The sequence below is a fragment of the Pseudomonas migulae NBRC 103157 genome (assembly GCF_002091715.1).
GTDB classification, from domain to species: domain Bacteria; phylum Pseudomonadota; class Gammaproteobacteria; order Pseudomonadales; family Pseudomonadaceae; genus Aquipseudomonas; species Aquipseudomonas migulae_A.
Window position 1 is genome coordinate 214,829 of the sequence record NZ_BDAG01000002.1, and the last position, 22,484, is coordinate 237,312.

The window sequence follows — 22,484 nt, forward strand, 5'->3', positions numbered from 1 at the left end:
CATGGGCATTCCAACCATTAAACACGTCCGCGCTTTTACATTGAGAGGCGGTGGCGCGGATTATCACGATCAGGCGGACGGCCACTGGATCGACGATCACATTGCCACACCGATGAGCAAATACCCAGAGTACCGCCAGAGCCGCCGCACCTTCGGCATCAACGTACTCGGCACGCTGGTGGTGGAGATCGAAGCCAGCGACGGCACTGTCGGTTTTGCCGTGACCACTGGCGGCGAGCCTGCTGCCTACATCGTCGAGAAACACCTGGCGCGTTTCCTCGAAGGCGCACGGGTCACCGACATCGAGAAAATCTGGGACCAGATGTACCAGTCGACTCTGTATTACGGGCGCAAAGGCATCGTTATCAACACTCTCTCCGGCGTTGACCTGGCGCTTTGGGACCTGCTCGGCAAGATCCGCCAGGAGCCGGTGCACCAATTGCTCGGCGGCGCGGTACGCGATGAGTTGCAGTTCTACGCCACCGGCGCTCGCCCCGACCTGGCGCAGAAAATGGGTTTCATCGGCGGCAAGATGCCGTTGCACCACGGCCCGACGGAAGGCGAGGAAGGCCTGCGCAAGAACCTCGAAGAACTGGCAACCATGCGCGAACGGGTCGGCCCGGACTTCTGGCTGATGCTCGATTGCTGGATGAGCCTGGACCTCAACTACGCCACCAAACTCGCAGTCGGCGCCCACGAATATGGCCTGAAGTGGATTGAAGAAGCCCTGCCGCCGGACGATTACTGGGGCTATGCCGCACTGCGCAACAACGTGCCCAAAGGCATGTTGGTGACCACAGGCGAACACGAAGCCACGCGCTGGGGCTTTCGCATGCTGCTGGAGATGGGTTGCTGCGACATCATCCAGCCGGATGTCGGCTGGTGCGGCGGGATCACTGAACTGGTGAAAATTTCCGCCCTGGCCGACGCTCACAACGCGCTGGTCATTCCTCACGGCTCGTCGGTTTACAGCTATCACTTCGTCGCCACCCGGCATAACAGCCCGTTTGCCGAGTTCCTGATGATGGCGCCGAAGGCTGACGAAGTGGTGCCGATGTTCCATCCGCAATTGCTCGGCGAACCCGTACCGGTGAACGGCCGCATGCGCCTGTCGGCACTCGATCAACCGGGCTTCGGCGTGACGCTCAACCCGGAATGCCAACTGCATCGGCCGTACAACCGCTGAGAAAGGACACCGTCATGAACATGCCTCACAACGCTTTCAAGTCTGCTCTGAAAAACCCGGCGACCCAATACGGCATCTGGGCCGGTTTCGCCACGGGCTACGCCGCCGAGATCGTCGCCACCACCGGTTACGACTGGATGCTGATCGACGGTGAACACGCGCCGAACACCGTGCCCGGCGTACTCGCGCAACTGCAGGCGGTGGCGCCCTACGCCACCGCGCCGGTGGTGCGTGCGGTGACGGGCGACGCCAACCTGATCAAGCAATTGCTGGATATCGGCGCGCAGACGCTGATGATCCCGATGGTCGAAACCGCCGAACAGGCGGCGGCCCTGGTGCGCGCCATGCGTTATCCGCCGCACGGTATTCGTGGCGTCGGTGGCGGCCTGACCCGAGCTACGCGTTGGGATGGCGTGCCGGATTACCTGAACACCGCCCATGAGCAACTGTGCCTGATCGTTCAGGTGGAATCGCGCACGGGTGTTGAAAACGTCGAAGCGATCGCGGCCGTCGAAGGCGTCGATGCGGTGTTTATCGGCCCGGCGGATCTGTCCATCGGACTGGGTCATGCCGGCAATCCCGGTCACCCGCAAGTCCAGGAACGAATTCAACACGCGGTCAACGCAACGCTCGCGGCCGGCAAGGCCTGCGGCATTCTGGCGCCGAACGAAGAAGACGCGCGCCGCTATCAGAGGTGGGGTTGTCAGTTCATAGCGGTGGCCATCGATATCAGCCTGTTGCGTCAGAGCGCCGTAAACACCCTTGCGCGTTATCGCACACCGGCCACCGCCCAAGCGCCATCGCGAACTTACTGATCAAGGAGTCGTCCATGCCTGTTTACGAAAACTTCATCAATGGCCAGTTTGTGGCCAGCGCCGCTCATATCGACGTGATCAACCCGGCCACCGGCGCCGTGCTGTCAAAAGTCCCGGCCTCGACTGCCGAAGACCTTGATCGTGCCCTTGCCGCCGCCCGCGGCGCGCAAAAAGACTGGTCACGCAAACCGGCGATCGAACGCGCCGGGCATTTGCGTCGCATCGCCGCCAAGCTGCGGGAAAACGTCGCGCACCTGGCGCGCACCATCACTCTGGAACAAGGCAAGATCAGTGGCCTGGCGGAGGTCGAAGTCAACTTCACCGCCGATTACCTCGACTACATGGCCGAATGGGCAAGGCGCATCGAAGGCGAAATCATCACCAGTGACCGCCAGAACGAAAACATCTTTCTGTTCCGAAAACCACTGGGGGTGGTGGCCGGGATTCTGCCGTGGAATTTCCCGTTCTTCCTCATCGCTCGCAAAATGGCGCCGGCGCTGCTGACCGGCAACACGATCGTGATCAAGCCCAGCGAAGAAACCCCGAACAACTGCTTCGAATTTGCCCGACTGGTAGCGGAAACCGATCTGCCGCCCGGCGTGTTCAATGTGGTCTGCGGCGATGGCCGAGTCGGCGCGGCGCTCAGCGCGCACACAGGCGTGGACATGATCAGTTTCACCGGCAGCGTGGATACCGGCTCGCGCATCATGGCCGCCGCCGCGCCGAACATCACCAAACTCAATCTGGAACTGGGCGGCAAGGCGCCGGCGATTGTGTTGGCGGATGCCGATCTGGATCTAGCGGTGAAGGCCATTCGCGATTCGCGGATTATCAACAGCGGTCAGGTGTGCAACTGCGCCGAGCGGGTGTATGTCGAGCGCAAGGTCGCCGACCAGTTCATCGAACGTATTGCGGCGGCCATGAGCGCTACCCGCTTCGGCGACCCGATTGCCCAACCCGATATCGAAATGGGGCCGCTGATCAACCGCCAGGGCCTGGACAGCGTCAACCGTAAAGTCCGCACGGCGTTGAGTCAGGGGGCGAATTTGATCAGCGGCGGGCAGATTGCCGATCTGCCGAATGGTTTCCACTTCCAGCCCACCGTGCTGGCCGGCTGCCGGGCGGACATGGAAATCATGCGCGAAGAGATTTTCGGCCCGGTGCTGCCGATTCAGATCATCGATGACCTCGACGAAGCCATCGCCCTGGCCAACGACTGTGAATACGGCCTGACCTCGTCGATCTACACCCGCGACCTGAGCAAAACGATGCACGCGATGCGCGAACTGGATTTTGGTGAAACCTACGTGAATCGCGAGAACTTTGAAGCCATGCAGGGCTTCCATGCCGGGGTGCGTAAATCCGGGATTGGTGGGGCGGATGGCAAGCATGGGTTGTATGAGTACACGCATACGCATGCGGTGTATTTGCAAGGCTGAACCTGGCGGTGTTGCTGATGCCGCCATCGCGAGCAAGTCGGATCGCCGCACCGCCGCTCCCACACTGGATCTGTGTCGTTCACAAAATTCGTGGCCAACAGAGATCAAATGTGAGAGCGGCGGTGCGGCGATCCGACTTGCTCGCGATGGCGTCAGCTCGGGCACATCGATTTAAAAGTCGACGGTAGCCGAAAGCAGGTAAGTGCGCGGCGTCGACAGCGTCAACCCAGGCTCGCTGTCATCCGAGGCCCCGGCCGAACTCCAGTAGCGCTTGTCCGCCACGTTCTCGACATTGGCGCGCAGGGTGATGTTCTTGTCCTCGACCTTGAACGCATAGCGTGCACCCACGTCGAAACGCTCCCACGAATCGATTTCCTTGTTGTTGGACTGGTCCAGGAACTGCGAGCTGGAATAGATGCCGCGGCTGGTCAGGGTCAAGCCCTGTACGGTCGGCACGTCCCACTCGGCGCCCAGGTTGACGTTGTACTTGGGCGTGGCCGGCGCGCGATTGCCGTCAAAGGTGCCATTGGTGGTGTTGGTCAACTCGCTGTCGATGTACATGACACCGCCGAGCAAGCGGAAACCTTTGAGCGGCTCACCAAACACACTCAGTTCCACACCGTCGTTCTGACGTTTGCCATTGGGGCCGAATACGCGAGTCGTGGCGTTGGTCTCGTAGGCCGGCTGCTTGATCCGGAACACTGCGGCGGTCACCGCAAACTGACCCGCGTCGTACTTGGCGCCGACCTCGACCTGGCGACTGACGAACGGCGGGAAGATTTCGTCCTCGTTGATCGAGGTCGACGGGGCGATCTTGCCCTGGCTCAGGCCTTCCATGTAGTTGGCATACAGCGACAGCTTGTCGGTCGCCTTGAACAGGATGCCGCCCGACGGCGAGACCTTTTCCTCGTCGTAGGCGGTGTCGCCTCTGACGTTATCGGTCCAGTCGTCAACCTTCACGCGCTGCCAGCGGGCGCCGAGGGTCAGCAGCAGTCGGTCATCAAAGAAACCCAGGGTGTCGGACAACGCCACACCGGTGGAGCGGTTCTCTGTGTAGACCTTCGAATCGAGTCGAGTGGGCCTGACTGGCGTACGTGTTTCCACGGGGTTGTAGAGGTTGCTGTTGCCATTGGCATAACGGGCGCCGCCATTTTCGAAGTCCATGTAGAAATAGCTGGCGGCCAGGTTGACCTCATGGCTCACGGGGCCGGTGTGGAACCAGTTGCGCACCCCGGCGGTAGCCGTCCGGACACTTTCGTCACGGGTGAAATCACGGGGTTGAACAACGAAGTCGCCCCGGTTGTTGGTGACCGAAACGGCATGACGAAGGAAGTCATGATTGCTTTCGCGCGCACCCACACCGCCGTACAACATGACGTTATCGCTGACATCGAATTCGCCGTTCACCGTGCCGAACGTGTCGTTGGTACTCGCCTTGCTCCAGGGTTGCGCGTAGTTGTGACGTACATCGCTGGCATGCGGAACCTGCGCATTGGCGCCAACCTGCACGCGCTCTTGCGGCGCGTCGGTATCACGCTCGGTGCGCCCGAGGTCGGTCGAGAGCCGCAGGCGTTCACCGCGAAAATCCAGGCCCAGCACGGCCATCTCGCGGTCGACATTCTGGTGATCCCATTCGGTGTCGCCGGACTGCTTCACACCGTTGAAACGAATCCCGAACTTGTTGTCTTCACCGAAGCGCCGGCCGATATCCACGGCACCGCCGGTCTGGCTGTCGGACGCGTAGTTGCCGGTAAACGAAGTGATAGGCTTGTCGGTCGCGCGCTTGGGCACCACGTTGATCCCGCCCCCCACGGCACCTCGCGGCGAGATGCCGTTGATGAGCTGGCTCGGGCCTTTGAGAATGTCGACGCGGTCGGCCATTTCCATGTCGATCGTATAGGTCGGCAGGACGCCGTAGAGCCCGTTGTAAGCTACATCACTGTTGAACAGGCTGAACCCGCGAATGGTGAACTGCTCATAACGCCCACCCGCCGGGTTGGTGGCGCGAACCGAAGGATCACTGGCGATCAACTCGCCCAGGGTACGCGCCTGCAGGTTCTTGACCGCCTCGCTGGTGTAGGTGGTCATGCTGAACGGCGTTTCCATGAAGTCTTTCGACCCCAGCAAGCCTTGCGAACCGCGGCGCGCGACCTGACCACCGGCATACACCTCGCCGTCCGCCCCGCCAGTGGCACCGAGAATCGAGGTGGGGGCCAGTTGCAGGCTGCTGCCTTCTGGTGCTGGAGTCAGGATGTAAGCCTGTTCGCCCACTGGCTGCAGTTGCAGACCGGAACCCTGCAACAGCCGGGCAAAGCCCTCCTCCACGGCGAATTCACCGGACAGACCGGCGCTGTTGCGACCGCTCACCAACGCCGGGTCTACCGAGAGATTGACACCAGCCAACCCGGCGAAACGGGTCAGCGCATCGCTCAGGCTGCCGGCAGGCACCTGATAACTGCGCCGGGCACTGTCTTCGGCCCAGCTTGCGTTCATGAACAATGGATTGGCACTCAGGCCCAACAGCAGGCTCAGGTGCAACAACGGACGCAGGCGCAAAGAAGCCGGGCGTGGATGGCAGGTTGCAGACATTGAAATGGCTCTCTTGATTCGTTCACATGCCTTGAATGACAAGCGAGCCAAAAAAAGGGGACAGGCTTCACACACTATTTTTGCGCGGCAGCAACGTGACCCAGTAACGGGTTCGGGAATGCACCTCCAGCGGCAGACTGGCCGCGAGCAGCGCGAGGACGCGATCAGTGTCGTCCAGCAGGAAACTGCCGGTGACGTGCAATGTTTCCAGCTCCGGCTCCCAGCGCAGAACGCCCGCTCGGTAAGTGCCGAGCTCGCGCAGGAAATCGCCCAGCGGCTGGTTCTTCGCCATCAGCACACCTTCGCGCCAACCGGGAGCAAGCGCATCGAATGGCGTGATCGCTCCGGCACCCACCGCTTGAAGGCTGACCTGCTGACCGCCGCGCACCGCCAGCACTGGCCCCTGCAAGGGCTGCAACTGTACGGAGCCATTGAACACCGACACTCGACAGCCTTGCGCGTGCTGGCGAACGCAGACTTCGCTTTGACTGACGATGACATTTCCGAATTTAGTCTGAATCGTCAGCGGCGTTGTACTCGTCACCTTCAGCGACAGTTCGCCCTCGATCAATTTCACCCGGCGGTTCTGCATATCCACATCGACGGCGCTGGCGGTGTTGAGTTGCAAGGAACTGCCATCGGTGAGCTGCACTTTTTTGCGCTCGCCAGTGGCGGTGTGCAGGTCGGCACGCCAGGCATCCAGCGGTAATTGTCGGCTGATCAGCCAGGCCGTCGGCACCAACGCCACGGCGCCCAATGCGCGCTTGAGCACCACGCGCCGCCCCGGATCAGGACGATCCAGACTGCTCAACGCCAACCCTGAAGGCAGATCGGCGAAACGCTGACGCAAGGCTTGCGCCTTCTGCCAGGCATGCTGGTGAGTGGCACAAGTATCAAGCCAACGCTGTAAATTCACTCGATCCTGCTCATTGGCACCGCCAGATTCCAGCAACGCAAGCCACTGCGCCGCAGCACGGACAGCCTGATGGGCATCGGACGTTTGACTGTTCACAGGTCCACCAACAGGCAGTGCTCGTAGGCTTGCGCCATGTAGCGCTTGATCGTGCGCTCGGACACTTCCAGGCGCTCGGCAATTTGCTGGTAATTCAAGCCTTCGAGCTGACTCCAGAGAAACGCCCGTCGCACGGCCCTCGGCAGTCCATCGAGCAGCTCATCCAGCGCTTGCAGGGTTTCCAGCAGCAGCCAGCGCTGTTCCGGTGATGGCGCGCACGCTGCGGGCATCGACGCCAATGCGGCCAGGTAAGCCTGCTCCAGACTGCGACGCTGATAGAAATTGCTCAGCAGGCGTTTTCCCACGGTCAGCAGATAGGCACGGGGCTCTTTCAAGTCGGCGATCCGCTGGGAGCTGGCCAGCAAACGCAGGAACGTATCCTGGCTCAGGTCCGCCGCATCACAGCCGTTGCCCATACGTCTTCTCAACCAGCTTTCAAGCCAGCCACGGTGATCGCGGTACAGGTCGTGAAGGGTTTGCTCCTTCGGCAGCGCTGCATCACTCATTTCAAGAAGCCCTGTGCCAGGAGTTATCGTAAATGAGAGTGATTCTAATTAATGTCAGCACTGTGAACCAAGTCCTTTATGCATCGCACGGGCAGAAAGTTGGTCCTGGAAAGACTGGAGTGGCATAAAAGCCAAATTTCAGACACAAAAAACCCCGGTCTTTCGACCAGGGTTTTTGCTATCGACGCGAAGATAAACCAGTGGCTTTCTTCGTAGCTCCAAGGCGTTCAGTGGGCCTTGAGGCAGATATGGCGCAGCGGACGGGACTCGAACCCGCGACCCCCGGCGTGACAGGCCGGTATTCTAACCGACTGAACTACCGCTGCGTATCGCTTTGGACTTGCGTCCTAACTCGTCTGATTGAAGTTTCGAGACTTTTCAATCTCTCTTTCAATCTCGAATCAGGGATAAACCTGACTCGGAAAATATGGCGCAGCGGACGGGACTCGAACCCGCGACCCCCGGCGTGACAGGCCGGTATTCTAACCGACTGAACTACCGCTGCGCGTCGGTGGAGGCTTTTCAGCTTCCATCTTGCTTTCGCAAGACTCTCAAGAAGTGGTGGGTGATGACGGGATCGAACCGCCGACATTCTGCTTGTAAGGCAGACGCTCTCCCAGCTGAGCTAATCACCCTTTGCTTCTCTGAGGCCGCGAAATTTACGCATCTAACGAAGCTAAGTCAATAGCCTGCTTGAAGTTTTTCTGAAAAAGACAAAATCGTGTCATTCGGGGCGACGTTGGCAACAGTGAGACCGCCTTCGCGAGCAAGCCCGCTCCCACAGTAGACCGCATTTCTCCAGGCAGCCCGAGATCTACTGTGGGAGCGGGCTTGCTCGCGAAAGCAGCGGTACATTCAACATAAATGCTGAAAAAAATCGCCCCTGTCCGAATTACTCGCTGTAAATCATCTTCTTGGTCATGCCGCCATCGACCACAAACTCCTGGCCCGTGACGAAACCCGCATTCTTCGACAGCAGCCAGGCAACCATCGCCGCCACGTCCTCGACCGTCCCTACCCTGCCCGCCGGATGCTGCGCATGGTCGGCTTTGGTGAGTGGCTCGGCACGCCGCACGGAAGGATCTCGCGCATCGATCCAGCCAGGACTGACGGCATTGACGCGAATTTCCGGACCCAGGCTGATCGCCAACGCGTGAGTCAGGGCCAGCAGCCCGCCCTTGCTCGCCGCGTAAGCCTCTGTGTCGGGTTCTGACTGCCCGGCACGGGTCGAGGCCAGATTGACGATTGCCCCGCTGTGAGCACGCAGGTACGGCGCACAGTGCTTGGCCAATAACATCGGCCCGCTGAGATTCACCGCCAGCACCCGATTCCAGTAAGCCAGATCAAGGCTTTCCAGGGTGATGTTGTGCGGATCGGCCACTGCCGCGTTGCACACCAACGCATCCAGACGCCCGAACTGCCCCAGCACTTCGGCAACGCCCAGCGCGACCTGCCCCTCATTCGAGACGTCCATGGCGATGAACCAGGCGTTCTCACCCAGCACCTTCGCCACTTTCGAACCACGCACACGGTCCAGGTCCGTCAACACCACCTGCCAGCCTTCGCTGATCAGCCAGGCTGCGATCCCCAGACCGATGCCCCGCGCAGCACCGGTTACCAGTGCAACGCGGCCATTGGAACCGGTTGTCGGGATGGACAACTCGATCACAAGGCAGCCAACCCGCGCGCCAGATCGGCCTGCAGGTCGGCCACGTCTTCCAGACCGACCGCAATGCGGATCAGGCTGTCACGAATACCCGCCGCCTCACGTTCCTGTGGCGCCAGACGGCCGTGAGAGGTGGTGCTCGGGTGGGTGATGGTGGTTTTACTGTCACCGAGGTTGGCGGTGATCGAAATCAACCGGGTCGCATCGATAAAGCGCCAGGCGCCCTCTTTGCCACCCTTGACCTCGAAACTCACCACGGCGCCGAAGCCTTTCTGCTGACGCTGGGCCAACTCGTGCTGCGGGTGGCTTTTCAGGCCGGCGTAATGGACTTTCTCGATACCGTCCTGCTGCTCCAGCCACTCGGCCAGTTGCTGCGCGTTGGCACAATGCGCCTTCATGCGCAGGCCCAGGGTTTCGAGGCCCTTGAGGAAAATCCAGGCATTGAACGGGCTCAAGGTTGGCCCGGCAGTGCGCAGGAAACCGACCACTTCTTTCATCTGCTCGCTACGACCGGCGACAACACCGCCCATGCAACGGCCCTGGCCGTCGATGAACTTTGTTGCCGAGTGCACGACGATGTCCGCACCCATCTTCAGCGGCTGCTGCAACGCAGGCGTGCAGAAGCAGTTGTCCACCACCAGCATCGCGCCTTTGGCGTGAGCGATTTTCGCCAGCTCAGCGATATCCACCAGCTCGGCCAGCGGGTTGGACGGCGACTCGACGAACAGCAATTTGGTGTTGGCCTTGATCGCCGCATCCCAGCCGGACAGATCCGCCAGAGGCACGTAATCGACTTCGATGCCGAAGCGCTTGAAGTACTTCTCGAACAGGCTGATGGTCGAACCGAACACGCTGCGCGACACCAGCACATGGTCGCCGGCGCTGCACAGGCTCATTACCACCGCCATGATCGCGGCCATGCCTGTGGCGGTGGCCACCGCTTGCTCAGCGCTTTCCAGCGCGGCAATGCGCTCTTCGAACGCGCGCACGGTCGGGTTGGTGTAGCGCGAGTAAACATTACCCGGCACTTCCCCGGCGAAACGCGCGGCCGCGTCGGCGGCGGTACGGAATACGTAGCTGGAAGTGAAGAACATCGGATCACCGTGTTCGCCTTCCGGCGTACGGTGCTGACCGGCGCGTACGGCCAGGGTATCGAACGCTACGCCTTCGAGGTCGCTGTCCAGCCGACCGGCATCCCAATCCTGACTCATGCTGTCACTCCTTGCCCTACTCGGTAATAGACACGAAACCGGCCTGTAGGAGTATGCCTTGCCCGCGAAGGGGCCTTTGGGAACGCCAAAAGCTTCGCGGGCAAGCCATGCTCCTACAGGCCGGTCGTTTACTCAGTTGTTGTACAGATCGATGATCGCGCTGACTGCCTGCGTCTTGACCTTGGAGGCATCGTTACGTGCCTGCTCGATCTTGTTCAGGTAAGCCTCGTCGACGTCGCCGGTGACGTACTGGCCATCAAACACCGCGCAATCGAACTTGTCGATCTTGATCTTGCCGCCACCCACCGCTTCGATCAAGTCAGGCAAGTCCTGATAGATCAGCCAGTCTGCGCCGATCAGATCAGCCACATCCTGAGTCGAACGATTGTGAGCGATCAGCTCATGGGCGCTCGGCATGTCGATGCCGTAGACGTTCGGGTAGCGAACGGCCGGTGCCGCGGAGCAGAAGTAGACGTTTTTCGCGCCGGCTTCGCGGGCCATCTGGATGATCTGCTTGCAAGTGGTGCCGCGAACGATCGAGTCGTCCACCAGCATCACGTTCTTGCCGCGGAATTCCAGTTCGATGGCGTTGAGCTTCTGGCGTACGGACTTTTTCCGTGCGGCCTGGCCCGGCATGATGAAGGTCCGGCCGATGTAGCGGTTCTTCACGAAGCCTTCGCGGAACTTGACGCCCAGGTGGTTCGCCAGCTCCAGCGCCGCGGTGCGGCTGGTGTCCGGAATCGGGATGACCACGTCGATGTCGTGATCCGGACGCTCGCGCAGGATCTTCTCGGCGAGCTTCTCGCCCATGCGCAGACGGGCTTTATAAACCGAGACGCCATCGATGATCGAGTCCGGACGCGCCAGGTAGACGTGTTCGAAGATGCACGGAGTCAGGGACGGGTTGGTTGCGCACTGACGGGTATGCAGCTTGCCGTCTTCAGTGATGTAGACCGCTTCGCCCGGCGCCAGGTCGCGAATAAGGGTGAAGCCGAGCACGTCCAGGGACACGCTTTCGGAGGCGATCATGTACTCGACGCCTTCGTCGGTATGACGCTGGCCGAAGACGATCGGGCGAATGCCGTGCGGGTCGCGGAAACCGACGATGCCGTAGCCGGTCACCATCGCAACAACGGCGTAACCACCCACGCAACGGTTGTGCACGTCGGTCACGGCGGCGAACACGTCTTCTTCGGTCGGCTGCAGCTTGCCGCGCTGGGCCAGCTCGTGCGCGAACACGTTCAGCAGTACTTCCGAATCGGAGTTGGTGTTGACGTGGCGCAGGTCAGATTCGTAAATCTCCTTGGCCAGCTGCTCAACGTTGGTCAGGTTACCGTTGTGCGCCAGGGTAATGCCGTAAGGCGAGTTGACGTAAAACGGTTGAGCTTCGGCCGAAGTCGAGCTGCCCGCGGTCGGATAACGCACATGGCCAATGCCCATGTGGCCGACCAGGCGCTGCATGTGACGCTGATGGAACACGTCACGCACCAGGCCATTGTCCTTGCGCAGGAATAACCGGCCGTCATGGCTGGTCACGATACCGGCAGCGTCCTGGCCGCGGTGCTGGAGGACGGTTAGCGCGTCATACAGCGCCTGATTGACGTTCGACTTACCGACGATACCGACGATGCCACACATGCGACGCAACCCCTACTTAATGGATCTGAACTGAACACAACTCACTGAGGCGTTTTGGCCGTCGGCAAGAGGTGCTCCTTGAACGGTATTTCAGCGGGTACGCTGATACCGCTGGCAAGCCACTGACTGCTCCACCCAAGGATCAGGTTTTTGGACCAGTCTGCGACCAATAGAAATTTTGGCACGAGCTGCGACTGTTGCCACCACCCGTCCTGCTGTACCGGCCCCAGGCTCAACAGCCCGACCGCCACGACCACCAGCAACACGCCACGCGCGGCGCCGAAGGCCATGCCGAGGAATCGATCGGTCCCGGACAACCCGGTGACGCGTACCAACTCGCCGATAAGATAATTGATCATTGCGCCTACGATTAACGTGGCGACAAACATGATGGCACAGCCCGTGATTACACGAGCCGATGGCGTTTCGATGTATCCGGCGAGGTACTCGGACAATGCACCACCGAACATCCAGGCGACGACTCCTGCGATGATCCAGGTCACCAGCGACAATGCTTCTTTCACGAAGCCGCGGCTCAGACTGATCAATGCGGAGATGGCGACGATTGCAACGATCGCCCAGTCAACCCAGGTAAATGGCACAGTGCAGCCTACAGACGGATAAGGCGGCGCATTTTAGCAGAGCCCATGGCTATCGGTAAGCTGCGATTGTCAGTGCATTTCAAATCGGGGCGATAGTTTTAATTGCGCTCAGGCTGGAAACGCACCACAAAGCCCTTGAGGTTCTTCTGGCGACCCAACAAGTCGCGCAGACGATCGGCTTCGGCACGCTCGATCAGCGGCCCGACGAACACCCGATTTTTACCGTCGGCCGTGCGGATATAGGCGTTATAGCCCTGACTGCGCAGGTCTTTTTGCAGGCTTTCGGCACTGGCACGGCTCGACAGGCTGGCCAGTTGCACTGACCAACTGACCGACAGACCATTGGCGTCGACGCGGCTTTGAGTCGTATCCGGCTTGCCCGGTGCAGCAGTGATCGGCTGGCTTGGCGCAGTCGTTGGCTTGTTGACCGGAGCCGGTGCTGGAGGCGGCGTTACCGGTTTCGCGGCAGGCGCAGGCGCGACGGGCGCCGTCGGTGCGATCGGCAGCGATGGCTCTTCCTGCTGGGCGATATCGTCATCACTCGGCACGGGTTCTTGCGGCAAGGCTTGAGGCTCGGGCACGACCACCGGCTCAACCTGAACCTGCGGCACCGAAGGCGCTTGCGGTGCAGCCGGTGCTTCGACTGTGACCTGACGCTGTTCATCCTGGCGGGAAAACAGCATCGGCAGGAAAATCACTGCCAGTGCCACCAGCACCAGGGCGCCGACCATGCGCTGTTTGTAGGCCTTATCCAGCAATGCCATTTGCCGCTTCCTCCGTGGAGCGCCGGGCCAGCCATTCAAGGGCCTCGGCAACACAATAAAATGATCCGAACAACAGAATCTCGTCGTCGCTCGTCGCCAGTGCGCACTGCCCTTCCAGGGCGGAAGCCACACTGTCATAGGACGCTACCGACGCACCAAGGTTCTGCAACGCCCCGTGCAAGTCGGCAACCGGTCGCGCCCGCGGTGAATCCAGCGGTGCAACAGCCCAGTGCTGGACACTAGCATTCAATTCGCCAACAACACCATCCAGGTCCTTGTCCGCCAGCAATCCAAACACCGCCAGACGCTTGCCGACCGGTGGCCGGGCAGCCAGGCGACGAGCCAGATACTCGGCCGCATGAGGGTTATGCCCCACATCCAGCAACAGGTTCAGACGCTTGCCCTGCCAGTCGAACTGTCGGCGATCGAGACGCCCGACCACTTTCGTGGCTTTCAGGGCCTCAATGATTTGCGTATCCACCCAAGGCAAACCGAGCAGCAGATAGGCTTGCAACGCCAGTGCGGCGTTTTCCATCGGCAGATCGAGCAACGGCAAATCCCGCAGCTCGACTGCTCGCCCTTGAGCGTCAAGACCGCGCCATTGCCAATTGTGATCGGTCACGCCGAGATCAAAATCACGCCCACGCAGGAAAAACGGGCAAGCCAGCTCGCGCGCCTTGTCCAGCAGAGGCTGAGGAGGATTCAGATCACCACAGAGCGCAGGCGCGCCCTGGCGGAAGATGCCGGCTTTCTCAAAAGCCACGGATTCACGAGTGTCGCCCAGATAATCGGCGTGATCAACGCCGATGCTGGTCACCAGCGCCATGTCGGCATCCACCACGTTGACCGTGTCCAGACGCCCACCCAGGCCGACTTCAAGCACCACGGCATCCAGCGCAGACCGCTGAAACAGCCAGAACGCCGCCAGGGTGCCCATCTCGAAATACGTCAGGGACGTCTCGCCACGACCCGCCTCTACCGCAGCGAAGGCTTCGCACAGCTCGGCGTCAGTCGCTTCGACGCCGTTGACCTGCACCCGTTCGTTGTAACGCAGCAGGTGCGGAGAATTGTAGACACCGACTTTCAGACCCTGCGCCCGCAACAACGAAGCCACGAATGCACAGGTAGAACCCTTGCCGTTGGTGCCGGTGACCGTGATCACCCGAGGCGCCGGCTTGCCCAGCCCCATGCGGGACGCTACCTGTTGCGAGCGCTCAAGGCCCATGTCGATGGCCGAAGGGTGCAACTGCTCAAGGTAGGCGAGCCACTCGCCAAGGGTACGCTCAGTCATATGTTGGCAGGCACCGGCGGAACCACGATCGGCTCGATGGGTGCCGCGACGAATTTCGGCGTCGGCTTGCCGGTCAGTTGCGCCAGCAGGTTGCCCAGGCGTGGACGCAGTTCCTGACGGTGAATGATCATGTCGATCGCACCATGCTCCAGCAGGAATTCGCTGCGCTGGAAGCCTTCCGGCAGTTTTTCGCGAACGGTTTGCTCGATCACGCGCGGACCGGCGAAGCCGATCAGGGCTTTCGGCTCGCCGACGATGACGTCGCCGAGCATCGCCAGGCTGGCGGAAACGCCGCCGTAGACCGGGTCGGTCAGCACGGAGATGAACGGAATGCCCTCTTCACGCAGACGCGCCAGCACCGCGGAAGTCTTGGCCATTTGCATCAGGGAAATCAGGGCTTCCTGCATCCGCGCGCCACCGGAAGCGGCAAAGCAGATCATCGGGCATTTGTTTTCCAGGGCGTAGTTGGCGGCGCGCACGAAGCGCTCACCGACGATGGCGCCCATGGAACCGCCCATGAAGGAGAATTCGAAGGCCGAAACCACCACCGGCATACCCAGCAGCGTGCCACTCATGGAGATCAGCGCGTCTTTCTCGCCAGTCTGCTTTTGCGCAGCGGTCAGACGGTCCTTGTACTTCTTGCCGTCACGGAATTTCAGGCGGTCGACCGGCTCCAGGTCCGCACCCAGCTCGCTGCGGCCTTCGGCGTCGAGGAAAATGTCGATACGGGCGCGTGCGCCGATACGCATGTGGTGGTTGCACTTGGGGCAAACGTCCAGGGTCTTTTCCAGCTCCGGACGATACAGCACAGCCTCGCAAGACGGGCATTTGTGCCACAGACCTTCAGGCACCGAGCTCTTCTTGACCTCGGAACGCATGATCGAAGGGATCAGTTTGTCTACTAACCAGTTGCTCATGCTTTCTTTCTCCAGTACCGGCGGCCCGAACGCTCTGGTTCGCAGCCCCGCGTATGCCCTTGAGCTAAATTCATGTGTGTGGCGATGATCGGTGGATGGCCGGGTCAGTGAAGCGTGACCTGCGTACAACCCATCAATCCTCAGCCGTGCCTGCTTTGTGCAGCGCAGTGCATTTTGGGACGGCGGCAGTCTGCCAGCCGTCACATCGACGTAGGAGCTGTCGAGTGAAACGAGGCTGCGATCTTTTGATCTTGCTTGTCGAAAACCAAAGTCAAAAGATCGCAGCCTCGTTTCACTGGACAGCTCCTACAAGCTGCTGCGTACCGCGTTAATGAATGCCTGAATCTTTGCGTGATCCTTGATGCCCTTGCTCGCCTCCACCCCACCACTGACGTCTACGGCATACGGCCGAACCCTTGCAATCGCTTCGGCGACGTTATCCGGCGTCAAGCCGCCCGCCAGGATGATCGGCTTGCTCAAGCCTTGCGGTATCAGAGACCAGTCGAATGCTTCGCCGGTTCCGCCGGGTACGCCTTCAACGTAGGTGTCGAGCAGGATACCGCTGGCGCTTGGAAACGCATCGCATGCCGCCGCGATATCGTCGCCGGCCTTGACCCGCAGCGCCTTGATGTACGGTCGATGCCAGCCTTCACAGTCGGCAGCGGTTTCGTCGCCGTGGAACTGCAACAGGTCCAGCGGTACGGCGTCGAGCAACTCTCCCAACTCGCAGCGGCTGACGTTGACGAACAAGCCCACAGTGGTCACGAACGGCGGCAGCGCCTTGATGATGTCGCGCGCCTGCTGGAACGTCACGGCCCGCGGGCTCTTGGCGTAAAACACAAACCCGATCGCATCCGCGCCAGCCTCGACCGCCGCCAACGCATCTTCTATGCGGGTAATCCCGCAAATCTTGCTGCGAACGGCTGACATGTCGATAAAACCTCAGGGCAAATCCGGGAAAGTCCCGGATGGTAACAAATGCGTTCGAGGGCGTCAGCCGTCAAGTTCGGCGAAACCGGTCAGGAAGTGTGGACCAATGTAACGCTCGGGCAATTCGAACTCGTCGCGGTACTCGACCTGCACCAGATACAGGCCGAACGGATGCGCCGTCACCCCGCCGGAACGGCGAACCCGGCTCTCCAGCACTTCTTTCATCCACTCCACCGGACGCTCGCCGGCGCCAATGGTCATCAGTACGCCGGCAATGTTGCGCACCATGTGGTGCAGGAAGGCGCTGGCGCGAATGTCCAGCACGATCATCTTGCCGTGGCGCGTGACGCGCAGGTGATGCAGTTCCTTGATCGGCGACTTGGCCTGGCACTGACCCGCACGGAAAGCGCTGAAGTCGTGGGTGCCGACCAGGTATTGCGCGGCCTCGGCCATGCGCTCGACGTCGAGGGGACGGTGATTCCAGGTGATTTCTTCGTTCAGGTGCGCCGGGCGGATCTGATCGTTGTAGATCACGTAGCGATAACGCCGGGCGATGGCCTTGAACCGCGCATGAAAATGCGCCGGCATGACCTTGGCCCAGCTGACACTGACGTCGTGGGGCAAGTTGATGTTGGCGCCCATGACCCAGGCTTTCATCGAGCGCTCGACCTGCGTGTCGAAATGCACCACCTGACCGCAGGCATGCACGCCCGCGTCCGTACGCCCGGCGCAGAGCAGCGACACCGGTGAGTCGGCGACTTTGGACAAGGCCTTTTCCAGGGTTTCCTGCACCGTGAGCACACCGGACGCCTGACGCTGCCAGCCGCGAAAGCGCGAGCCTTTGTATTCAACGCCCAAGGCGATGCGGAAAAAGCCGTCGGCCGCCATTTCGGCGGCCGGGTTATCTATATTTGCCAAGGAGTGACAGCCTGCTGATGTACGCAAAGGCGGGTATTATAAGGCCGTCGGACCGGGACGCCAGAGGCGTGTGATGTTTGTGCCGTTGCAGCCCCCATGCAGACTTCGCTATATAGATACCTATACAACGAAAAACAGAAACCCACCGAGACCTGATGATGACTGCACTCCTCAAAGAAGCCGTCGGCCTGGCTTACAGCCTGGAAGGCATGCTGCATGCCAAACGCAAGACGTGGGAAGCCATCGACGAGATGGCCCGACGCATCAAACCCGGCATGCGCGAATCCGAGGCGCTGGCCATGAGCCTTGACGTATTGAACGAGCTGGGGATGGACCGCATCTGGCACCCCTCGAAGATCCGTTTTGGCGAAAACACCCTGAAAACCTTCAAGCAACGCTCTGAAGGCGATCCGGTACTGGCTGAGAACGACATTTTCTTTATCGATCTCGGCGTAGTCTGGGATCGCCACGAAGGCGACTCTGGCGCAACGTTTGTCGTCGGCGACGATCCCGAGATGAAGGCATGCGCGGCGGCAGCCAAGACGTTGTTCGATCAGGTTCACGATTACTGGCGCACCCGGCAGGTGGCCGGCCTCGAGCTGTACCGTTATGCCGACGAGCAGGCGACGGCGATGGGCTGGAAGCTGAACCTGGAGATCAAGGGGCACCGGGTCAGTGATTTTCCCCATGCGATTTACCGTGCCGGGGATTTGGGCAATTTTGAGGAGTGCCCGAATGTCGGGCTGTGGATTCTGGAAATCCAGATCGCCCACCCTACCCGGCCGTTTGGTGCGTTTTATGAGGATTTGTTGGCTTAAGAAAATCGAATCTGGGAGCGGGCGTGCTCCCAGAGGGGTATTGCGGTGATCCAGAAACAAAAACGGCAGCCTCAAAGGGCTGCCGTTTTTTTACGCTTTTTCGATCACTCAAGCCAGACGCGAAAGCATTTCCTTGGCTTCGCTCTTCTGACCCGCATCACCCTCGGTCACGACTTCGTTGAGGATGTCCCGTGCGCCGTCGGCGTCGCCCATGTCGATGTAGGCCTGGGCCAGGTCAAGTTTGGTGGCGACTTCGTCGGTGCCGGAGAGGAAATCGAATTCCGGCTCGTCAGCGGCGGAAGCCAATGCGTCTTCTGCCGTAAAGGACGGTTCGCCAATGGTCTGGGACAGACGATCCAGCTCGGCGTTGACGTCATCCAGTTCAGCCGCGAATGCATCCGGAGCGTCCATTTCATCGGCCAGCGACAGATCGAAATCCGCCGGCAGCTCCAGATCATCCAGCGCTACCTCGGGAGTGGCCGGCACTTCAGCGGCAGGCAAGTCCTTGACGTCATCATCCAGGCTCAACAGGAAATCGTCTTCAGCGAGGATCCCCGGCGACGCATCCCCACCGAGGTCCATGTCCAGATCGAAGTCCGACAGGTCGTCGAGGTTTTCCTTGATTTCAGTCTGCTGCGCCAGCACCGACTCAAAGCTCAGGTCGTCGTCCAGCGGGAAATCGTCCAGTTCGGCCAAAGCTTCTGGCGAAGGCGTCGGCTCAGGTGCAGCCACCGCCGGAGAAGCGTTTTCCAGATCATCCAGACTCAGATCAAACGCGCTGTCGAAGTCGTCATCAGCCAGGGCCGGTGCCGGTTCTTCGGGCTCGTCCTTCAACAGATCCTGAACGTATTGGGCGTCCAGTTCCGCAGCGACAGCCGCAGCAGCCAGACCACCCGCCACGACGACGGCCATGGCCGGGAAGCGACTTTTCAGCTCTTCGACACGGGCGAAGTTTTCGCCGTTGGCCACGAGCTGACGCTCCTGAGCCACGAACGCATCGCGATCGCCCTGCTGACCGTAGACTTCCATCAGCTTCAGACGCAGGTCACTGCGCTGAGGTTCTTGTTTGATGCCCTCTTCCAGCAACGCAGCAGCCTGATTCAGGCGACCGGCGGCCATGTGCGATTGCGCCTTGGTCAGCACGTCGTCATCGCGATCAGCGGCAGGCGCGACCAGTGGCGCAGCGATCGGCGGCGTTACCACCACGGGCTCAATCACTGGAGCTGGAGCTGGAGCTGGCGCTGGAGCCGGGGTCGGCGCAGGTGCAGGGGCCGGCGCGGTCGCGAGTTTCACGCTTGGCGGCGGCACTTCCAGACCTTCGAAGCTGCTTTCAGGCAAGTCCAGATCAGCAGAGAATTCCTGCTCCTCGGACAACGCCCGGGCCATGCGCAGGTGTTTTTCGGCTTCCTGCTGGGCTTTGCGGCGACGGGCCAGCAACAGCAGCAACAGCAGCAGAACCACCGCCCCGCCACCGACCATGCCCAGCAACCACGGATTGGTCAGCAGTTCGTTGAACTTCTGGTCGTCGGATGTTGCAGGCGCTGGCTCGGCTGGCGTCTCGGCCGGGGCCGGCGTTGCTTCAGGGGCCGCAGCCGAAGGCGCTGGCGTTGCCGGCGCGCCGTCGACAGGCGCAGGGCTCAATTCGGCCGAGATGGCCGGCGCCGTGGTCGCAGCAGCCGGCGCACCCGCAGCACCTTCAGCCTGCAATTTGGCCAGTTGATTGTTCTTCAGCTCGATCAGGCGCTGCAGCTTGTCCAGCTGGCTTTGCAGATCGGTCATGCGGCTTTTCAGTTCAGCGTTGTCACGACGGGTCGTGTCGAGGCTTTCCTGGGTCACGGCCAGCTTGTTGCTCAAGGCTTTGGCATCGCCTGCTGCACCTTTGCTACCCGCTTTGCCGGACTCGGCGGACACCAGGCTCAAATTGTCCCTGGCAGGCTGCGCAGGAGCACCTTCACTGCGAGCGCGTTTGGTCGCGTCGAGTTGCTGCTGCCCTGTTCCAGGCTTGGCGACATAGCGACGGCCCTGACGCCACGCGGTGTTCTGCGCGGCGACTTCAGCAATGGCCTTGGGTTGCGGCACGCTGGTGGCCTGTGTCTGATCCGGCAGGCGCAGGACCTGACCGGTCTTCAGCAGGTTGATGTTGCCGTTGATGAAGGCATCCGGGTTCAGCGCCTGGATGGCCAGCATGGTTTGCTGAACCGAGCCGCCATTACGCGCCTTCGCGGCGATTTCCCACAGGGTATCGCGCGGCGTGGTGGTGTATTGGGTCGGCTTGGAGGCGCCGGTCACGGGAGAAGTGACCGTCTGGGTCGGTGCCGGTTGCGCAGCCGCTTCAGCGGTTTGCGGCGAGAATTTGGACGGATCGAGCAGCACGCTGTAATCGCGCAACAGGCGACCGTTGGGCCACATCACCTGAACCAGGAATTTCACCATCGGTTCGGACAACGGCTTGCTGGACGTCACACGCAGGACGCTTTTGCCACTGGCGTTAAGCACCGGGGTGAAGCTCAGGTCGTTGAGAAACGCCTGGCGATCGACACCGGCCTTGGCGAAATCTTCCGGCGACGCCAGGCTCGGCACCACTTCGGCAGCGGTGAGGTCCTTGACGTCGAGCAGCTCGATTTCTGCTACCAGCGGCTGGTTCAGCGACGATTTCAGGGTCAATTCCCCGAGCCCGAGCGCATGCGCCATACCGGAGGACAGCGCCGAGGCGGCCGCTATTGCTAACACCAGTTTGCGAACTTGAACCATAGCCTCATCCTTTGTCTGAACATTCCTCGGCCAGCGAGAAGGTGTTGATAGTCGCTGCCGTAAGGCATTGCGCGCGGCGGCGAAGGGTCGTCGCGCGCGATCATTTCTTTCATGCCCCGGAAAGCCCCGCAGGGTGACTCGCCTTCAGCAATCCGGCCAGGCACGGCGCCCGGCCAGAATCATTCTGCAAATTGCTGCCAAGTATCTTTTACAGCAGGTCTTTTATCAACAATTCAGCCACCTGCACAGCATTGAGCGCCGCGCCTTTGCGTACGTTATCTGACGTCAGCCACAAATTAAGTTCCGACGGGTCGTCGATTCCAGCCCGAACCCGACCGACGTAGACCACATCCTGCCCCACTGCGTCGCCGACCGCGGTCGGATAATCGCCGGCTTCCACCAGTTCAATCCCCGGCGCGTCTTCCAGCGCTTCGTTGATTTTCGCCAGGTCCACAGCGCTTGCTGACTGCAAGGTCACGCTAAAGCTATCGCCAAAAAACACCGGGGCTTGAATGCAAGTGGCGGAAATCTTTAATAAAGGCAAAGCCATGACCTGACGCAGCTCACGCACCAGGCGTTTTTCCAGCAGCGTATGGCCCTGTTCATCCGGCTTGCCGACTTGCGCCAGCAGGTTGAAAGCCATCTGCCGATCGAAGAAAGTCGGCTCCAGAGGACGCACATTGAGCAGTTCGGCGGTTTGCCGGGCCAGTTCAGTGACGGCTTCGCGGCCCTGGGCAGAGACGGCCAGACTGGCGGTCACATTGACGCGCTGCAGGTCGAGCAGACCGAGCAACGGTGCGAGCACTACGGCCAAGGTGGTGGCCGAAGGGCTTGGACTGCTGACCTGGAACGGTTTTTTCAGACCGGCCAACACCTGGGCATTGGCTTCCGGCACCACTTGTGGTGCCTGATCGGCCGGCAAGGCGCCCGACAGATCGATCAACGAGCAACCGGCGGCCGTGGCGCGCGAGGCAAAACTCAAGGTCACCGCCGGGCCTGCGGCGAAAAACACCAACTGCACTTTGCTGAAGTCGAACTCGTCCACTTCCCGCACCCGCACGTTCTTGCCGCGAAACGGCACCGAATGCCCGGCGGATTCACTGCTGGCCAGCAGGTGCAGGTTGCCGACCGGAAAGTCGCGTTCTTCGAGAATCTGCACGAGCGTTTCGCCGACAGTACCGGTGGCGCCGATCACGGCAATATCAAAGGACTGGCTCATGGTTCTACCTCTGGCGAAACGGGGGGAGCGGCACTTTACCGGGTGGGTGGCGTGCAGGCAATTCGACGGGGAATTTGTAGTGGCTGTACCGGCCTCATCGCGAGCAAGCCCGCTCCCACATTGACCGTGTGAACACTGGAGATCAAATGTGGGAGCGGGCTTGCTCGCGAAGGCGGCCTGCCAGGCACCCAAAGACTCTCAGGCTGTCGGGA

At 60.9% G+C, this 22,484-nt stretch carries 18 protein-coding genes and 3 tRNA genes; 4 read left to right on the forward strand and 17 right to left on the reverse strand.

Going from position 1 to position 22,484, the window contains the following annotated elements:
- The first annotated feature begins 1 nt into the window (after position 1).
- From rhmD to aldA, 3 genes are read left to right on the forward strand one after another with little or no spacing between them, the layout of a single operon-like run.
- On the forward strand, positions 2–1,186 hold the full coding sequence (gene rhmD, locus PMI01S_RS03195; protein ID WP_084317992.1) for an L-rhamnonate dehydratase: 1,185 nt from the start codon (positions 2–4) through the stop codon (positions 1,184–1,186).
- A gap of 14 nt (positions 1,187–1,200) precedes the next feature.
- Positions 1,201–2,001, forward strand: a complete 801-nt coding sequence (locus tag PMI01S_RS03200) for an aldolase/citrate lyase family protein (protein WP_084317993.1) — start codon at positions 1,201–1,203, stop codon at positions 1,999–2,001.
- Positions 2,002–2,015: 14 nt separating this feature from the next.
- Entirely contained in the window at positions 2,016–3,440 is a 1,425-nt protein-coding gene (gene aldA, locus PMI01S_RS03205) for an aldehyde dehydrogenase (RefSeq protein WP_084317994.1), read from the forward strand.
- Between the two features lie 171 nt (positions 3,441–3,611).
- On the opposite strand, the gene PMI01S_RS03210 is transcribed toward aldA, so the two are convergent.
- The 15 genes from PMI01S_RS03210 to truA form a co-directional block, all read right to left on the reverse strand.
- The gene (locus PMI01S_RS03210) at positions 3,612–6,029 is read right to left on the reverse strand and encodes a TonB-dependent receptor (RefSeq protein WP_084317995.1); all 2,418 of its coding nucleotides are present in this window, start codon (positions 6,027–6,029) and stop codon (positions 3,612–3,614) included.
- 67 nt (positions 6,030–6,096) lie between these two features.
- Complete coding sequence (locus PMI01S_RS03215; RefSeq protein WP_084317996.1) at positions 6,097–7,041, reverse strand: FecR domain-containing protein; 945 nt, start codon at positions 7,039–7,041, stop codon at positions 6,097–6,099.
- Entirely contained in the window at positions 7,038–7,547 is a 510-nt protein-coding gene (locus PMI01S_RS03220) for a sigma-70 family RNA polymerase sigma factor (protein ID WP_084317997.1), read from the reverse strand. Before PMI01S_RS03220 ends, PMI01S_RS03215 begins: the two co-directional genes overlap by 4 nt.
- 249 nt (positions 7,548–7,796) lie before the next feature.
- Positions 7,797–7,873: transfer RNA gene (locus PMI01S_RS03225), tRNA-Asp, on the reverse strand.
- 102 nt (positions 7,874–7,975) lie between these two features.
- Positions 7,976–8,052 (reverse strand) — tRNA-Asp (locus PMI01S_RS03230).
- 54 nt (positions 8,053–8,106) lie between these two features.
- A tRNA-Val gene (locus tag PMI01S_RS03235) sits at positions 8,107–8,182 on the reverse strand.
- Between the two features lie 257 nt (positions 8,183–8,439).
- Positions 8,440–9,216 carry an SDR family oxidoreductase gene (locus tag PMI01S_RS03240; RefSeq protein ID WP_084317998.1) on the reverse strand — a complete coding sequence of 259 codons (777 nt, stop codon included), beginning with the start codon at positions 9,214–9,216 and terminating at the stop codon, positions 8,440–8,442.
- Positions 9,213–10,424 carry an O-succinylhomoserine sulfhydrylase gene (locus PMI01S_RS03245; protein ID WP_084317999.1) on the reverse strand — a complete coding sequence of 404 codons (1,212 nt, stop codon included), beginning with the start codon at positions 10,422–10,424 and terminating at the stop codon, positions 9,213–9,215. Before PMI01S_RS03245 ends, PMI01S_RS03240 begins: the two co-directional genes overlap by 4 nt.
- A 132-nt stretch (positions 10,425–10,556) precedes the next feature.
- Entirely contained in the window at positions 10,557–12,062 is a 1,506-nt protein-coding gene (purF, locus tag PMI01S_RS03250; RefSeq protein ID WP_007935163.1) for an amidophosphoribosyltransferase, read from the reverse strand.
- A 41-nt stretch (positions 12,063–12,103) separates the two neighbouring features.
- Positions 12,104–12,664, reverse strand: coding sequence for a CvpA family protein (locus tag PMI01S_RS03255; protein ID WP_008028275.1), 561 nt, complete (start codon positions 12,662–12,664; stop codon positions 12,104–12,106).
- 98 nt (positions 12,665–12,762) lie between these two features.
- Positions 12,763–13,428: an SPOR domain-containing protein gene (locus PMI01S_RS03260; RefSeq protein WP_084318000.1), complete on the reverse strand. Its 666-nt coding sequence runs from the start codon at positions 13,426–13,428 to the stop codon at positions 12,763–12,765.
- Entirely contained in the window at positions 13,412–14,719 is a 1,308-nt protein-coding gene (folC, locus tag PMI01S_RS03265; protein ID WP_084318001.1) for a bifunctional tetrahydrofolate synthase/dihydrofolate synthase, read from the reverse strand. The genes PMI01S_RS03260 and folC overlap by 17 nt, the downstream gene beginning before the upstream one ends.
- Positions 14,716–15,636, reverse strand: coding sequence for an acetyl-CoA carboxylase, carboxyltransferase subunit beta (accD, locus tag PMI01S_RS03270; RefSeq protein ID WP_008028281.1), 921 nt, complete (start codon positions 15,634–15,636; stop codon positions 14,716–14,718). Before accD ends, folC begins: the two co-directional genes overlap by 4 nt.
- A 306-nt stretch (positions 15,637–15,942) precedes the next feature.
- Positions 15,943–16,566, reverse strand: a complete 624-nt coding sequence (locus PMI01S_RS03275; protein WP_084318002.1) for a phosphoribosylanthranilate isomerase — start codon at positions 16,564–16,566, stop codon at positions 15,943–15,945.
- A gap of 63 nt (positions 16,567–16,629) precedes the next feature.
- On the reverse strand, positions 16,630–17,454 hold the full coding sequence (truA, locus tag PMI01S_RS03280) for a tRNA pseudouridine(38-40) synthase TruA (protein WP_084318003.1): 825 nt from the start codon (positions 17,452–17,454) through the stop codon (positions 16,630–16,632).
- Between the two features lie 188 nt (positions 17,455–17,642).
- Here truA and PMI01S_RS03285 point away from each other — a divergent pair, with 188 nt between their 5' ends.
- A complete protein-coding gene (locus PMI01S_RS03285; protein ID WP_084318057.1) occupies positions 17,643–18,302 on the forward strand; it encodes a M24 family metallopeptidase in 660 nt (219 codons plus the stop codon).
- Between the two features lie 108 nt (positions 18,303–18,410).
- Here the strand turns inward: PMI01S_RS03285 and PMI01S_RS03290 are convergent, their stop codons facing one another.
- Entirely contained in the window at positions 18,411–21,053 is a 2,643-nt protein-coding gene (locus PMI01S_RS03290; protein WP_084318004.1) for a FimV/HubP family polar landmark protein, read from the reverse strand.
- Positions 21,054–21,261: 208 nt separating this feature from the next.
- Positions 21,262–22,272, reverse strand: coding sequence for an aspartate-semialdehyde dehydrogenase (locus PMI01S_RS03295; protein WP_084318005.1), 1,011 nt, complete (start codon positions 22,270–22,272; stop codon positions 21,262–21,264).
- Positions 22,273–22,484: the final 212 nt, after the last annotated feature.

What these genes read in the sequence shown, in the direction of transcription:
- rhmD (WP_084317992.1), top strand. Translation starts at nt 2, where the DNA reads ATGGGCATTCCAACCATTAAACACGTCCGCGCTTTTACATTGAGAGGC.
- PMI01S_RS03200 (WP_084317993.1), top strand. Translation starts at nt 1,201, where the DNA reads ATGAACATGCCTCACAACGCTTTCAAGTCTGCTCTGAAAAACCCGGCG.
- aldA (WP_084317994.1), top strand. Translation starts at nt 2,016, where the DNA reads ATGCCTGTTTACGAAAACTTCATCAATGGCCAGTTTGTGGCCAGCGCC.
- PMI01S_RS03210 (WP_084317995.1), bottom strand. Translation starts at nt 6,029, where the DNA reads ATGTCTGCAACCTGCCATCCACGCCCGGCTTCTTTGCGCCTGCGTCCG.
- PMI01S_RS03220 (WP_084317997.1), bottom strand. Translation starts at nt 7,547, where the DNA reads ATGAGTGATGCAGCGCTGCCGAAGGAGCAAACCCTTCACGACCTGTAC.
- PMI01S_RS03245 (WP_084317999.1), bottom strand. Translation starts at nt 10,424, where the DNA reads ATGAGTCAGGATTGGGATGCCGGTCGGCTGGACAGCGACCTCGAAGGC.
- purF (WP_007935163.1), bottom strand. Translation starts at nt 12,062, where the DNA reads ATGTGTGGCATCGTCGGTATCGTCGGTAAGTCGAACGTCAATCAGGCG.
- PMI01S_RS03260 (WP_084318000.1), bottom strand. Translation starts at nt 13,428, where the DNA reads ATGGCATTGCTGGATAAGGCCTACAAACAGCGCATGGTCGGCGCCCTG.
- folC (WP_084318001.1), bottom strand. Translation starts at nt 14,719, where the DNA reads ATGACTGAGCGTACCCTTGGCGAGTGGCTCGCCTACCTTGAGCAGTTG.
- accD (WP_008028281.1), bottom strand. Translation starts at nt 15,636, where the DNA reads ATGAGCAACTGGTTAGTAGACAAACTGATCCCTTCGATCATGCGTTCC.
- PMI01S_RS03275 (WP_084318002.1), bottom strand. Translation starts at nt 16,566, where the DNA reads ATGTCAGCCGTTCGCAGCAAGATTTGCGGGATTACCCGCATAGAAGAT.
- truA (WP_084318003.1), bottom strand. Translation starts at nt 17,454, where the DNA reads ATGGCGGCCGACGGCTTTTTCCGCATCGCCTTGGGCGTTGAATACAAA.
- PMI01S_RS03285 (WP_084318057.1), top strand. Translation starts at nt 17,643, where the DNA reads ATGACTGCACTCCTCAAAGAAGCCGTCGGCCTGGCTTACAGCCTGGAA.
- PMI01S_RS03290 (WP_084318004.1), bottom strand. Translation starts at nt 21,053, where the DNA reads ATGGTTCAAGTTCGCAAACTGGTGTTAGCAATAGCGGCCGCCTCGGCG.
- PMI01S_RS03295 (WP_084318005.1), bottom strand. Translation starts at nt 22,272, where the DNA reads ATGAGCCAGTCCTTTGATATTGCCGTGATCGGCGCCACCGGTACTGTC.